Genomic DNA, 13,297 nt, shown 5'->3' with positions numbered 1-13,297 from the left:
TTAAGAATTTATTTTCAATTAAGAATCAGTAACTAAGAACAGCATTCCCTGTACCTCATTACCAACTCCCATTTACGGGTCCACCCTTTAATACAACAACTGTACCCATCTTGTGATAAACTCCAATACTGCGGGGTTTATTGTCTCGTCTAACGTGCCATATTCTTCTAACGTACATGCTTCACAGCGTTGAAACAGGTGATTCAGTCCGGGGAAGGTCCTGATCGTAACCAGTTCATTTCCACCTTTTACAAGGCCGCTTTCTATTCCTTTCAGGTTGCTGGTAGCATCTGTAATGACATCCTGATCGCCGTTGATGGCCAGTACCGGGCATTTTATTTTAGCAAGGTAAGTTGCAGGGTCGTATTGCAGCAACGACAATGCTTCTGCGGTATTGTCCGCCGCGTAGGTTGATTCTATGAAGTTCTGCCTGCCGCTCGTGTTTGTACTGTCGCCGAAGTGATTATAGAGCGCAGACAGTTCTGCATAGGCTTTACGTTGCCTGTCGCCGGGATCGGCGGTGAGGTATAGTGCATTCAGATAACGCTGGTAGCTGGCTACATAGGCTTCGATGTAATTTTCCTTTTCGCCGAATGCTTTTGCTACCTGCGCCAGTTTCCTGTTATAATATTCTCTGCCGTCCAATCCGGGGGAGGCCATATTGATCATAAAAGCGATCTTCTGATCACCGGCTGCTACGATCTGTGCTACTGTTCCTCCTTCACTGTACCCCAGTAGTCCGATTGCGGCCGTATCGGCATCATTTCGTTTACGCAGCCAGCTTACTGCTGCTTTGACGTCTTCGGCGAAGTTGAAGATCCCGGAGGAGTCGTAGTTGCCGGTGCTCTCTCCCACTCCGCGGTCGTCGAACCTCAGTGTAGCGATACCGTGTTTTACGAGATAGTCTGTGAGGACTGCGAATGAGCGGTGGTCAAACTGTTCATTGTCGCGGTTCTGCTGGCGTTGACCTGATATCAGTACGATCACGGGATATGGGCCTTTCTGACCGGGTTTAGTGAATGTTCCGGTCAGCAGGACCTTATCTACCGGGTTGACGAACTTCACCTCTTCCACTTCGTATGCAGGATGCCCGGACGGGTCCTGTGGCCGGGTTACGGGCAGGTCTTTGATCTCTTCACGTGAGAAGTTCAATGTGGTACGGTTACCGATCTGTACGAAGTATCCTTCATAACGGTTGCGGATACTGTTCCAGTAGCCGGTATATTTGAAACTGATACTGTCTATTGTAAATTCCAGGGTGTTATTTTTAAGCGAGACCTTGTCGAGTTCAATACCGTCTTTAGCGATATCGGGGCTTTTTAATTGTCCTTTAAGCTGATTGCCCTGGCGCTGCAATTGTAATTGCAGGCGTTGTTTCTGGCCTTGCGGATTGGTGAAGACGCCGTACCAGTTGCCGTTGATATCTTGTGCTGTCACTGTTCCTGCGAGACTGAGGCAAATGATAATCAGGTATTTGAACATGTTATTACTTTTCTTGTTTTATTATGTTTTGCTTGCGGTTGTTTGTTGTTACTTGCCGTTCGATCGCGGATTGGATATTACTTGCCGTTCGGTCGCGCATTTGGTATTACTTGCCGTTCGTCGCGCATTTTGGTATTACTTGCCGTTCGATCGCGCATTTGGTATTACTTGCCGTTCGATCGCGGATATCGTAAACTGTGCTGTATCTGCTTGGCTGGATGTCGATGTAGCTTAGTCAAACGTTTCAGCGTTGGTTTGATGATTGAACCACATCAAACGTTTCTCAACCAGATAAGGCACATTTTTACGATATCCGCTTTCCCACTGGCATACAATTAAGTAATTGCCATCCTGCAGCGAGAGCATACTATTCTCTAACTGACATCCAATTACATAACATACTTCCAACTTACAGTACGAACATACCATTCTCTGACTGGCATCTCGTTACGTAATTGCCATCTTGCAGCAGCAGGATACTGTCCTATTACAGCATCGACGTATTGTTTTTCAACTGATGCAGCACTCTGTTTTATGTAATACTACTGCAGAGGCGCGCTACTATTCAAAATACCAGGGGCTAAGCCTGTAGGCCCAGCCCCTGGATAGTCTGATCGTAATTCTTATTTTTATAAGTGTAAGCATTAGTATTAATAATGCTATTACTGTTTTGGGTTGTGACCTGGTGTCGGAGGATCTGCAAAGTGTCAATTCATCCGCAGATATATTTAAAATCCTATTTCTTCAACAGTGCCAGCAGCAGGCAAACCCAACCGGCGATGAAGAATAAGCCGCCTATCGGTGTTACAATGCCTATCTTACTTAATCCTACTGTCTCTGTTGCTTTTATCATTGTCAGAACGTACAGAGAGCCCGAGAAAAGTATTACACCTATAAAGAAACAGCGTCCTGCCCATTCCAGGAGATTGCCAGCTGCAGGAGGTAACTGTGCAAATAAAATGCCTACCGCCAGCAAGGCGAATGTATGGTAAAACTGATACGTTACGCCTGTCTGAAATGTTCCTACTGTCTCCGGTGGTACAAGTTCCTTCAGCTTATGAGCGCCGAATGCGCCGAGTGTTACGGCCAGTGCGCCCAGTATTGCTGCGATGATGAGAAATCCTTTATGCATTGGTATATTGACGTTTGATTAGTTTCATGGCTCGTTGCCGCCCTCATAGTCGTCGTGGTGCTACATATGCCTCTGCAAATGTGCGGCTTCTGACGGGGACGTATTTTGCGGAGCATATTGTTCGCAAAGCGCTGTTCGGGAAGCTTTGATTATGAAGCTTTGTTTGTAAAGCTTTGTTTCTAAAGCTTCGTTTGCGAAACATTGCTATGCTTTTATGCCCAGTCTTTGTGTAAAGGAATCGAGACTGATGGTCTCAGATTCTGCGATGGTGATCTGTGCCTGTTCGTAGAAAGGTACACGTTCTGCCAGCTTCTTTTCTACGAAGTCGAGCAGTTCATCGTCGGCCAGGTCCTGGATCAGGGGGCGTTTGGACTTCTTGCGTTTCAGGCGCTCTACGATCAGAGACAAGCTTGGATTGAGCCATACAGTGATACCATTGTTGTTCATGATGTCCATGTTGTCCTGGAAACAGGGGGCACCACCACCACAGGAGACCAGGAAGGTCTCATTACGGGAAAGCTCTTTCAGCCAATAGTTTTCCTGCTGACGGAAGTAGTCTTCTCCTTTTGTGGCGAATATATCACTGATGGACATTGCTTCCGATTCCACGATCACATCATCCAGGTCATAGAACGGTAATGACAGATGTTCCGCCAGTTGTTTGCCCCAGTAAGTCTTGCCGGCGCCCATAAAGCCGAGTAGAAAGATTTTCAAATTGACTGTTTTTAAAACATTAATGTTCTAGTGTCCTGAGTGCCCTGAACGTGCCGCTTCCGCGTTTTCCGCCTTTGTGGGAGAAAGATCTTCGGACCCGCTCGTCCAGGTTAAGCATAACCCGTCTTCCATCAGGTATTGCAAATATAACCGTGCAATTTTATCTGCTTTGTTAAAATTGCAGGTAAGGAAACCTCTCTGTTGGAATATAAAGGGTGCAAGTTGCATATTTTCTTTAAAATCAACGCCTCCCAGCCCATACCACTTAAAAACGGCCTCTTTGGCGCTCCAGCAGATTGTCTTATGGGGCAGTTCCTGTACCGGGTCGATAAAAGCCTGCTCTTCAGGCGACAGGAATTTATGCGATACTGCTTCTATTTTAGGCTTTATCTCTTCTATATCAATACCTACCGCGCTATCGCTGCTCACAATTGCAGCAACATTATCGCCGCAATGCGAGATGGAAAAATGAAGGCTATGACTGTCCAGGTAAGGCTTACGGCTCTGCATCACCTGGATCTTCTCAATCGGGAAACCCGGGTACAGTTCCTGGAGCAGATATCTCCCCGCAAAGTGCTGCAAACGCTTGTGCGGATGGTGTATCGCGGGGGAAATATTGACCTTCTCCCGGAAAAACGCCTCTTCCTCTTCAATTTTCCAAACTCCCAACCGGGAGCCGGGATTGATTTGTATGGTACGTATTAATGGCATATCTTGCCAAATTAATGCAAAAAGCTGAATGCAGAATGCATTAAACACGGAAGCTAAGACTAACACAACTATTTACTACTAACTAATTACACCCGATCTATGATCCTGTCAGACAAAAGGATATTGGAGGAAATTGAGAAAGGCACTATCGTTATTGCGCCTTATGACCGGAAGTACCTCGGCACCAACTCTTACGACGTTCACCTGGGTAAATACCTGGCCACTTACAAGGACAGGATACTGGACGCCCGCGCACACAACGAAATTGAACATTTCGAGATCCCGGAAGAAGGATATGTACTGCAACCCGGTACACTTTATCTGGGCGTAACCCTCGAATACACCGAAACACATGCACACGTGCCTTTCCTGGAAGGTAAATCCAGCACCGGCCGCCTGGGTATCGATATTCACGCGACTGCCGGTAAAGGTGATGTGGGTTTCTGTAATACCTGGACACTGGAGATATCATGCGCACAACCCGTACGTGTATATGCCGGTATGCCAATCGGACAGCTGATCTATTTTGTGGTGGAAGGAGAAGTGGAAACCTTCTATAACAAGAAGGGCAATGCTAAATACAATGGCCGTACTATCAAGCCGGTAGAAAGCATGATGTGGAAGAACCAATTCTGATAGAAAGAGAAAATACTATTAATACATCATTGTAAAGAAGGCCCCCGGAGCAGTTTCCGGGGGCCTTCTTTATAATATTTAGTAGTGAATATCAATCAATTAATACAAATCGTGTAGTTTCTGATTGCTTATATATGCTTTATACACGACGCATACAGGGCGTATATACGACGCATACATGACGCGTCTCCGCTTAAAGCACTCTCCGATCTACCCCATTGCCAGTAAAAAACAATGTTATTTTAACTAATCGCTGTTATTTATCCCTATGAATATAGGGAGGGGCAAAAAAACAACCGGCCGGAGGTGATCCGGCCGGTGCTTATTATTATTTCAATGAGTTGATCCAGTTTGCAATTTTCAATGCATCGGTACGTGGTACCTGCGGCATTGGCGGCATTTCTGTTGCGTAATCAGGCCAGTTCTGTGGCTTTGGATTAGCAAGCAGTTTCAGGATCTGCTCTGCAGAATATTTACGTTTAGCAACATCCACATAAGCTGGTCCTACCTGACGTTTGGTTGCGTTGTGGCAAGCCAGACAGGTATATTTTGCCAGCAGTGGTTTTACTTCATCGTAAGTAGGCACTTTTGCAGCAGCTGTTTTAGCTGTAGTTGCAGCATCTTTTGCAGCGGCACCTTTGGTTGCAGCCGTAGTCTTACCAGCAGCAGCGGTAGCAGCAGCAACTTTAGCGGAATTGAAAGTACTAGCCTGGCTTAAAGGCAGCTTATCGCCTTCCGGCAGATTGTGCAGTGTATAATAACCGGTCGGGTGGATCAGTGAATAAGAGTTGTCTTTTTCACGTACGCCTTCCAGGGTGATGTTGTGTACATAATCCAGGCGCAGGCTATCTACGATCAGTCTTACTTTTAATCCGTCTTCAGATACTTTTACTCCTTTAACAGGGCACTTTGCGATGTTCACCATCGGGCTTCCATATACAGAGTGGTATTTGTAAGTGAAGCTTTCAACAGCGTAAGAAGCCAGATCTTCTGCAGATTTCTTATTTACCGGCAGGGTAAATTCGATTTCGAAACCATCAGGTTTAGATGTGATCGTCTTCATTTCGAAAGGCATCTTTTCGTTCCATGTCAGGCGCTGTAAGCCTTCGTTGGCTTCACCGGCAGAACCCCAACCACGGTTGGTTTCACCTACGAACAGGGTTGAACCGTCTTTCGCCCATGCCATACGCAGCACACCAGACTGGAAGCCGCTACGGAAGTCGAAGGATACGCCCTGGTACTCACCTTTCACTTTTTCCATTACCACACGCATGATCTTACTCTGCCCCTGGTCACCTACCAGCAGCTGGCCGGCGAAAGGACCGAAGGAACCTTCAGGGATCTGAACGATCTCGGAGTTAGAGATACCCTGGATACCGTGCGGCAGCACTACAGCTGGCAGACGCAGTTCAGGGATCTTCTTTTTCACGTCCATCAGTGTAACGAATGGAGCAGTGGTGCTGTTCTCAGGCTTGGTGTAGTTGCCGTTCGCATCCTTAGGACGGCCTTCATCCACGAGGGAGAAGAATTTTTCCTGTGTCAGCTTTACAGGGGAGTTAGGCAGATTGGTCCAGCGTAAACCAGCAGGGTGTCCGATGAAATCACCTTTTTTCACCTGCCATACACCGCCTGAACCGAACCAGTCACCCTGGTTATCAGTATAGAACAATTCACCGTTGATCATACCCAGACCACAAGGAGAGCGGAAACCGGTCGCATATGGTTCCATCTGTCCGTCTGCGGAAATGTGCATCATCCAGCCTCTGTAAGGTACACGGCTTTCACCGCGCCACCATTCCTGGTTACCGAAAGCTACGTTGCCGGATACGAAGAAAGAGCCATCAGGTGCGAGTTTAGGACCGAAGCTATACTCATGATAGTGACCGGACAAAGGCCATGCGTATACCGTTTCGTATACATCAGCCTTACCGTCCTGGTTAGTGTCTATCAGCTTGGTCAGTTCACCACGCTGTGCGCAATAGAACGCTCCGTCTTTCCAAACGAGGCCCAGTATTTCATGCAGACCGGAAGCGAACTTACGGAAGTAAGGTTTGCGGCTGGTTGGATTCTCGACGATATATACATCGCCACGACGGGTAGATACGCCCAGATTACCATTCGGCAATACTGTCAAACCACCCACTTCCAGCAGCGTACCTTCCGGAGAAGATACCTTCAGGATCTTATAAAAATCTTCTTCTTTAGGCGTTTCCTGGGCACGTACCCCGGAAGTAACACCCGTTGCCGCGGCTATCAGCAGCGAGTACAACGTGGTCTTTTTTATGAATGCCTTATAAATGTTTTTCATTTGTAATAGTCGAAAGGAATTAGAAAAGGATGGAATAGCTCAGTTTACCGTGAACAGGAATGATCAGTTCTTTCGTCGCACCTGCTTCACGTATTACAGGTTTCTCACCACCGGCATCTTCCAGCTGGAGGTAATAAGACTTTCCATCTATAATATACAGATCCTTTGAAGGTGTTTCTATGGTGCTACCTTCTGCCAGCTTAGCATACAGTCCGTCAACAGGCGTCGCTACGGTCAGCTCGCGGCGTACGCCACGGCCTTCGGAGAGAACACGTACTGCATCGGATACTGATGTACCATATACCTGGTAACGGAAGGTAGGCAGGTCATGTTCATCCAGTACATAACCTTTAGGACGATATCCGGAACCGGTTGTATCGGTCATCCAGGCTGCCTGTGGAGAAGCCAGTTTGCTTAAAGTAAAGTATGGCTCACCGAGGAACTGCACGGCGCCACGTGGGCGTGAGCAACCGTTTCCTCTCTCGTGCCACATTGGTGTTACGTCGAGGAATTCGCCTCTCCAAACCTGTGCAACCATGCCTTTGTCAAGATCATAGGTATAATGCACCTTTTCAGGAGTTCCTACGGAGATAGCATGTACAACACGTTTGTTGTTCTTCACATCCATGAAGCTGCGCAGGAGTGTATTTGTTGGTGCGTCCAGCAGGATAGGATCTGCAAACCTGTTATTTTCCCTGCCACCAGCGGTTGCCTGGGAAGGTTTCCTGATCTCGATATTGCGGAAAGCAACAGCGCCATGGTCGCCCTGGAAGCGGATCGGGCCAGTAGCTTTTTCATCGCCACCGCCGATAGAACCACGGGTTGGTCCTTCCAGCTCTACGTTTTCGTGGATGGTCACACCATTCAGTTCAACGAGCAGCATACGTGCATTAGCGATCTTTTTACCGGAAGCGTCGAATTTAGGCGCCAGGAAGGAGATCTTCATGTGCTGCCACAGACCCGGTGCACGGCTGGCGTTCACGCGAGGTGCGTGGCCATCATAACCCTGCTGACCGTCGGGACGTTTGTCGTCCCAGCGTTGGTAAATACCACCATTGTCGCCCGGTTTAGGCACTTTGGTGTTTTGCCAGCTATCCAGTAACTGGATCTCATATCTGCCCTGCAGATAAATACCTGAATTTGACTCCGGCGCCATCATGTAGTCAAATTCAATGTCAACATCACCATATTCTTCGGTGGAGAAAAGATCTTTTCCCGGATGTTTTTTGTCCGGCATGTTGAATAGTACCCCCGTACCTGCTACAGCGTCTAATACATGAGGATTGTCAAGTTTTGCGGAGGCATCGCTGGTGATACTCCAGCTCTGGCCTGGCTCGCGGAAGGCTGATAAGTCCTTCAATGGCAAAGCAGGTGATTGTGCAGAAACCGGATGGGAAACTACCATTCCTATGCCATAGAGACACAGGAACCCCATCAAAGACCGGCTTGCATGATTCTTCGATCTAAGTAACATAACGTTATAATAAGATTTAGTCAAAAGTGGAATAATAAAAAGTTGAGACCTTTTGACGTGTGCTAATATAGAGATACTTTATTGCGGACACAAGTTAATAGAAAAGAAAAAGGGATGAACGGAAATATTTAATGGCTGAAATATTAAATGAATTGTTAACCAATTCCTTACCTTTGCCGGTTTTGTGACCTCATATACTTTTGACTACTAACCAAAACCGACACAACCTATATGCAGAAAATCTTTACCCTGCTGTTCTCTTTATGTACCATTAGTGCTTATGCACAGAACTATGGCGGCTCCGTATATGATCGCGAAAGACGTCCATTGCAGGAGGCTACTGTTTACAACCAACGTACCGGTGCTCATACACATACTAACGAAGTTGGCACCTTTAGATTGCAGGACGGGCAACCGGGCGACACACTGAAGGTATCGCACGTTTCCTTTAAGACACAGGTGCTCGTACTTCAAAAGCAATCACAGACCATCATACTCGAGCCTTCCAATCTTGAACTGAATGAAGTGGCGATCACTTCTTCTATCAGACATCTGAATATTATTTCTGATATCGATCTTAAAACTAATCCCGTAAAATCTTCACAGGAACTGCTGCGTAAAGTGCCGGGACTATTCATTGGTCAGCATGCCGGTGGTGGTAAGGCTGAGCAGATCTTTCTGCGTGGATTTGATATTGATCATGGTACTGATATCAATATAAGCGTAGACGGTATGCCTGTCAATATGGTAAGCCATGCGCACGGACAAGGTTATGCAGACCTTCACTTCCTGATCCCTGAGATCATTGAGAATATTGATTTTGATAAAGGGCCTTATCATGCTGATAAAGGCAATCTTGCTACGGCAGGTTATGTTGCTTTTAAAACGAGAGAAAGGCTTGACAATAACAATGTGACAGTGGAAGCCGGTAAGTTCAATACCTACAGGACACTGGGTATGTTTAACCTGGTAAATGATGGTAAACAGTCTGCATATGTTGCGGCAGATTACCAGATGACAGACGGATATTTTGTATCTCCACAACATTTTAACCGTATTAACCTGACGGGTAAATACACTGCCTACATGGACAATAACGATAAGCTGTCCTTGTCTGTATCCCACTTTAACAGCAAATGGGATGCGAGCGGTCAGATCCCGCAGAGAGCTATTGACGCTGGACTGATCACCCGTTTTGGTGCTATTGACAATACTGAGGGTGGTAATACAAGCCGTACCAATGTCAATCTGCAATATCTCAAACATGTTGATGAAAATACTTTTGTAAGAAGCACTGCTTTCTACAGCCGTTATAACTTCGAGTTGTATTCCAACTTCACTTTCTTCCTGGAAGATCCTGTGAACGGAGATCAGATCAGGCAGAAAGAAAACAGGAGCATCTTTGGTTTTGAATCAGAGTTGAACAAAAGCTTTTATCCCGGAGGCAATCCACTTGAGTTTAAGGCGGCCGTAGGTTTGCGTAATGATAATGTAGATAACATTGAGTTGTCACATACCGTAAACAGGAAGACAACGCTTGAGCAATTGAAACTGGGAGACGTTAATGAAACAAACCTGTATGCTTATGCAAGTGCTGAATATAAACTTGGTAACTGGTTGATCAATCCGGCAGTACGTGTGGATCATTTCGAGTTTGATTACGTTGATAAACTGGCTACTGCTTATGCTACACAATCACAAGGCAAATCTATTGTAAGCCCCAAACTGAACTTCCTGTATAATCCCAGTAACAAGATCCAGTATTTCTTAAAACTGGGTAAAGGATTTCATAGCAATGATACCCGTGTGGTAGTAGCCCAGAAAGGTCTTGAAACATTGCCTGGTGCTTACGGCGCTGATCTTGGATTGATATGGAAACCTGTATCGAAACTGGTGGTGAACACTGCTTTATGGTATCTGTTCCTGGAACAGGAATTTGTATATGTGGGTGATGCCGGTATTGTTGAACCAAGTGGCAAAACCACGCGTAAAGGGATTGACCTGGGCGCACGTTATCAGTTAGGCAGATGGATATTCATCAATGGTGATCTCACTTATACACATGGCCGTTCCAATGAGGCTGCAAAAGGTGAAGACCGTATTCCGCTGGCACCTGTAGTTACTGTGGCCGGTGGTGTTAGTCTGCATCATCCGTCAGGTATTAATGCCGGGATTAATACACGTTACCTGGGGCATCGTCCTGCGAATGAAGATAACAGTATTGTTGCGAAAGGATATTGTGTTACTGATGCGAATATCAGTTATCAGTATAAACAATTCACCATTGGTGTGATCACTGAAAATATCTTTAATACTGCATGGAATGAAACACAGTTTGCAACGGAGAGCAGATTGAAAGATGAGCCAGCGCCGGTTACGGAGATACATTTTACGCCGGGAACTCCGTTTAACATCAGGGGAACGTTGAGTTATAAGTTCTGATCGGAATTCAGATAGTTTTTATTTGGGTTGCACTGAGGTATGAATGTACTTTAGTTCAACCCAAATTGTTTTAGGGCATTGACGACAGTCCTCTATGAAAAAAAATCTATTATTAACTGGTCATTAACTTATTTATAAATTGAAAAGTGGAATTTTGATTTTAAATGAGCATATCCATTGTTATGTGAATTTTAGCATTTACTAGTAAACAATCTCTATACACTTTCTATAGAGGATAGATCTCTCTAATATTAATCCAAATCAGCAAATTAAATGGCTATCGCAGTTAAAATTAACTTCGATGATGTCTATGATATCAGTACGGCATCAAATGAATTGACATTGGCTAGTTTTGAAACAGAACTCGCAAATGGGGGCAAAAAAAAGTTAATTATAGAAATAAGTCCTGAGGCTCATGATTTATTGCCTAATGTATACAATCTGGCGTTCGGACCACCAGATATTAATGGAGAGATTGACGATAAAGTCCAATTGAAACATAAAGACTATTCGAAGGTCTTTTCCACTATTCTTTTGCATGCTCAAGCATATCTTGTCAACAATCGCGATCATTTTATTGGAATTGATGGCTCTGATAATTTACGGGCGTTGCTATACTATCGTTTTATCATAAACAATTTTGACTATTTGAGCCAATACTTCAATATAGGAGCGTTGAAGTATTATGTAAGAATAACGAGAATGGGCAAATGTCAATATGAAAACCCATTTGATTTTAATGATATTAAACCCGACCTCATAAGTATTACACGAGACAGTCCGCGACATTTAGACTTCATGTATAACTACTTCATTTTTAATATAAACACAAAGTAAGACTTGTCGACACCAAATTCGGCAAAAAATATTAACTTTATTATTATGAAAGACAAAACAGTAGAAGATAAGGTTTTGAGCTTAATTGAAAAAGCTCGCTTAACAGGCAAGCCGGTTAAGATGAAGACATCTGCACGTCACAGATCATCGCTACATTACATTATTAAGACCAAAGAACAGGCAGATGCTTTTATGGCTGCTTTAAAAGCATTATAGCATTATAAGACAAGAAAATATTAAAGGCTGGCCCAAATGGGTCAGCCTTTCTATTTTGCAGAAAATCATGAATGAGCCAGAGTTTCTCACCTTTTCTTCTCCAGAAATTCCTTCGTTGCATCCGGATAGACTTTTACCAGATGCGTACGTACCAGATCGGGTGTTACTGTTGTTGCATTAGCAAGCTTCAACATAATTTTCTTAGATGGCAGTAAAGGCATGTGACAATCCACGCAGTTGCTGCTAAGCAAGATACCTTCGGGCGGTTTGAAAGAACAGGTATTATGGGCCACACCGTTTTGATTATGGCAATTCATACAGCGTTGTGAGAATGTAAGCATATCATTCCTTTCGCTGACGTGTACATTGTGACAGGAGGAACAGTCCAGCTGCTCTGCTATTTTAAAACATTTGCTTGCGGTCAGTAGTCCATACTGGTTGCCATGAACGTCCAGTCCACTGACAGTATCCACGTCGTAATTGGGAACGGAATAATCATCCAGCTTCTGCCCTATCATATAAGTGAAAGCCGGTTGTTTAGGTTTTCGAAGTCCTGAATGACAAAGCGCACAGCCATCCAGGCGTTGCTGGCGTGATAAGTGTTTTGTGTTGATGATACTATTTGCTTTCTTTTCTTCCGGGTGTGCTGTGTGAAATGCAACGTGGGCTGCTCCCGGACCGTGGCATCTTTCACAAGACACTCCATACAGAATAGACTGTTTGTTATATGTGCTTTTGCCTTTCTTTTCTTTTACTTCGGCGTACGTGGCGTGGCATTCCAGACAAGCAGCGGTGATAACCCTGTCAAAGCGGATGTAGTTTTCCGAATAACCGGGACTATTACACCAATCGTTTCCTGGCGTATAGTAAGATACGGGTAGCTGGAAGAGGCTATTTTTATCCCAGTACAGGTAAGTCTGCCCTTTCCTGCCGGAGCCGATCACAATCCCAAATTCCCTTTGTTCTGTAGGAAAGCCATTCATATAGGCTGTTTGCAGAAAGACACTGTCTTTCTTTTCCAGTTCCACCACCATCCATTTATTGTATTCAAACAGGTTCTTACCGGGGGTAAAGTTGCCTTTGATATGTTCATCATCGGGCAGGGCGGAGCTTAGAAAATGGGCGGTATGGCGGGTGCTTTTGAAGATCTCACTGTGACAGGAGCCGCATGCCGCTGATCCGGCAAAAGCCGGTGTTTCCATTGGGGATACAGGGCCGGGATTAAAGGCGGCGCATAAAAGGCTGCCGGCAAATATCACAGATACGATTATCAGGATTATAAGACTTTTCATTGTTACCGTATGATCCAATATAATAACAAAGAGAACGCCGGTAAAGTTAATAA

The 13,297-nt window shown here is 45.1% G+C and carries 11 protein-coding genes; 4 read left to right on the top strand and 7 right to left on the bottom strand.

Features of this window, described 5'->3' with window-relative positions; genetic code table 11:
- Positions 1-87: 87 nt before the first annotated feature.
- From C7475_RS22330 to C7475_RS22315, 4 genes are all read right to left on the bottom strand, one after another.
- A complete protein-coding gene (locus C7475_RS22330) occupies positions 88-1,482 on the bottom strand; it encodes a S9 family peptidase (protein ID WP_110055623.1) in 1,395 nt (464 codons plus the stop codon).
- 736 nt (positions 1,483-2,218) lie between these two features.
- On the bottom strand, positions 2,219-2,614 hold the full coding sequence (locus C7475_RS22325) for a DUF423 domain-containing protein (RefSeq protein ID WP_110055622.1): 396 nt from the start codon (positions 2,612-2,614) through the stop codon (positions 2,219-2,221).
- A gap of 204 nt (positions 2,615-2,818) precedes the next feature.
- Complete coding sequence (locus tag C7475_RS22320; protein ID WP_110055621.1) at positions 2,819-3,328, bottom strand: shikimate kinase; 510 nt, start codon at positions 3,326-3,328, stop codon at positions 2,819-2,821.
- 27 nt (positions 3,329-3,355) lie between these two features.
- The gene (locus tag C7475_RS22315) at positions 3,356-4,039 is read right to left on the bottom strand and encodes a 4'-phosphopantetheinyl transferase superfamily protein (RefSeq protein ID WP_110055620.1); all 684 of its coding nucleotides are present in this window, start codon (positions 4,037-4,039) and stop codon (positions 3,356-3,358) included.
- 99 nt (positions 4,040-4,138) lie between these two features.
- Between C7475_RS22315 and dcd the strand changes: the two genes are divergently transcribed.
- Positions 4,139-4,675 carry a dCTP deaminase gene (gene dcd, locus C7475_RS22310; protein ID WP_110055619.1) on the top strand — a complete coding sequence of 179 codons (537 nt, stop codon included), beginning with the start codon at positions 4,139-4,141 and terminating at the stop codon, positions 4,673-4,675.
- A gap of 328 nt (positions 4,676-5,003) precedes the next feature.
- Here dcd and C7475_RS22305 read toward each other — a convergent pair whose 3' ends face one another.
- Together C7475_RS22305 and C7475_RS22300 are read right to left on the bottom strand one after the other, a co-directional pair.
- On the bottom strand, positions 5,004-6,983 hold the full coding sequence (locus C7475_RS22305; RefSeq protein ID WP_110055618.1) for a hypothetical protein: 1,980 nt from the start codon (positions 6,981-6,983) through the stop codon (positions 5,004-5,006).
- 19 nt (positions 6,984-7,002) lie between these two features.
- A complete protein-coding gene (locus C7475_RS22300; protein ID WP_110055617.1) occupies positions 7,003-8,457 on the bottom strand; it encodes a DUF1080 domain-containing protein in 1,455 nt (484 codons plus the stop codon).
- Positions 8,458-8,688: 231 nt separating this feature from the next.
- Between C7475_RS22300 and C7475_RS22295 the strand changes: the two genes are divergently transcribed.
- The 3 genes from C7475_RS22295 to C7475_RS33030 all read left to right on the top strand — a co-directional run bounded on the left by C7475_RS22295 (position 8,689) and on the right by C7475_RS33030 (position 11,952).
- Entirely contained in the window at positions 8,689-10,899 is a 2,211-nt protein-coding gene (locus C7475_RS22295) for a TonB-dependent receptor plug domain-containing protein (RefSeq protein WP_110055616.1), read from the top strand.
- Between the two features lie 273 nt (positions 10,900-11,172).
- Positions 11,173-11,736 carry a hypothetical protein gene (locus tag C7475_RS22290; RefSeq protein ID WP_110055615.1) on the top strand — a complete coding sequence of 188 codons (564 nt, stop codon included), beginning with the start codon at positions 11,173-11,175 and terminating at the stop codon, positions 11,734-11,736.
- Positions 11,737-11,781: 45 nt separating this feature from the next.
- Positions 11,782-11,952: a hypothetical protein gene (locus C7475_RS33030; RefSeq protein ID WP_158286582.1), complete on the top strand. Its 171-nt coding sequence runs from the start codon at positions 11,782-11,784 to the stop codon at positions 11,950-11,952.
- Positions 11,953-12,038: 86 nt separating this feature from the next.
- Here C7475_RS33030 and C7475_RS22285 read toward each other — a convergent pair whose 3' ends face one another.
- Positions 12,039-13,244: a multiheme c-type cytochrome gene (locus C7475_RS22285; RefSeq protein WP_110055614.1), complete on the bottom strand. Its 1,206-nt coding sequence runs from the start codon at positions 13,242-13,244 to the stop codon at positions 12,039-12,041.
- Positions 13,245-13,297 lie beyond the last annotated feature (53 nt).

Source organism: Chitinophaga sp. S165, assembly GCF_003182155.1.
Taxonomy (GTDB): domain Bacteria; phylum Bacteroidota; class Bacteroidia; order Chitinophagales; family Chitinophagaceae; genus Chitinophaga.
The sequence above is the reverse complement of the archived record's forward strand: the minus strand, read 5'-3'. Positions and strand labels throughout refer to the sequence as shown.

Excerpts from the sequence above, each read along its gene's own strand:
- C7475_RS33030 (WP_158286582.1), top strand. The coding sequence starts at position 11,782 with ATGAAAGACAAAACAGTAGAAGATAAGGTTTTGAGCTTAATTGAAAAA.
- C7475_RS22295 (WP_110055616.1), top strand. The coding sequence starts at position 8,689 with ATGCAGAAAATCTTTACCCTGCTGTTCTCTTTATGTACCATTAGTGCT.
- C7475_RS22330 (WP_110055623.1), bottom strand. The coding sequence starts at position 1,482 with ATGTTCAAATACCTGATTATCATTTGCCTCAGTCTCGCAGGAACAGTG.
- C7475_RS22315 (WP_110055620.1), bottom strand. The coding sequence starts at position 4,039 with ATGCCATTAATACGTACCATACAAATCAATCCCGGCTCCCGGTTGGGA.
- C7475_RS22325 (WP_110055622.1), bottom strand. The coding sequence starts at position 2,614 with ATGCATAAAGGATTTCTCATCATCGCAGCAATACTGGGCGCACTGGCC.
- C7475_RS22290 (WP_110055615.1), top strand. The coding sequence starts at position 11,173 with ATGGCTATCGCAGTTAAAATTAACTTCGATGATGTCTATGATATCAGT.
- C7475_RS22300 (WP_110055617.1), bottom strand. The coding sequence starts at position 8,457 with ATGTTACTTAGATCGAAGAATCATGCAAGCCGGTCTTTGATGGGGTTC.
- C7475_RS22305 (WP_110055618.1), bottom strand. The coding sequence starts at position 6,983 with ATGAAAAACATTTATAAGGCATTCATAAAAAAGACCACGTTGTACTCG.
- C7475_RS22285 (WP_110055614.1), bottom strand. The coding sequence starts at position 13,244 with ATGAAAAGTCTTATAATCCTGATAATCGTATCTGTGATATTTGCCGGC.
- dcd (WP_110055619.1), top strand. The coding sequence starts at position 4,139 with ATGATCCTGTCAGACAAAAGGATATTGGAGGAAATTGAGAAAGGCACT.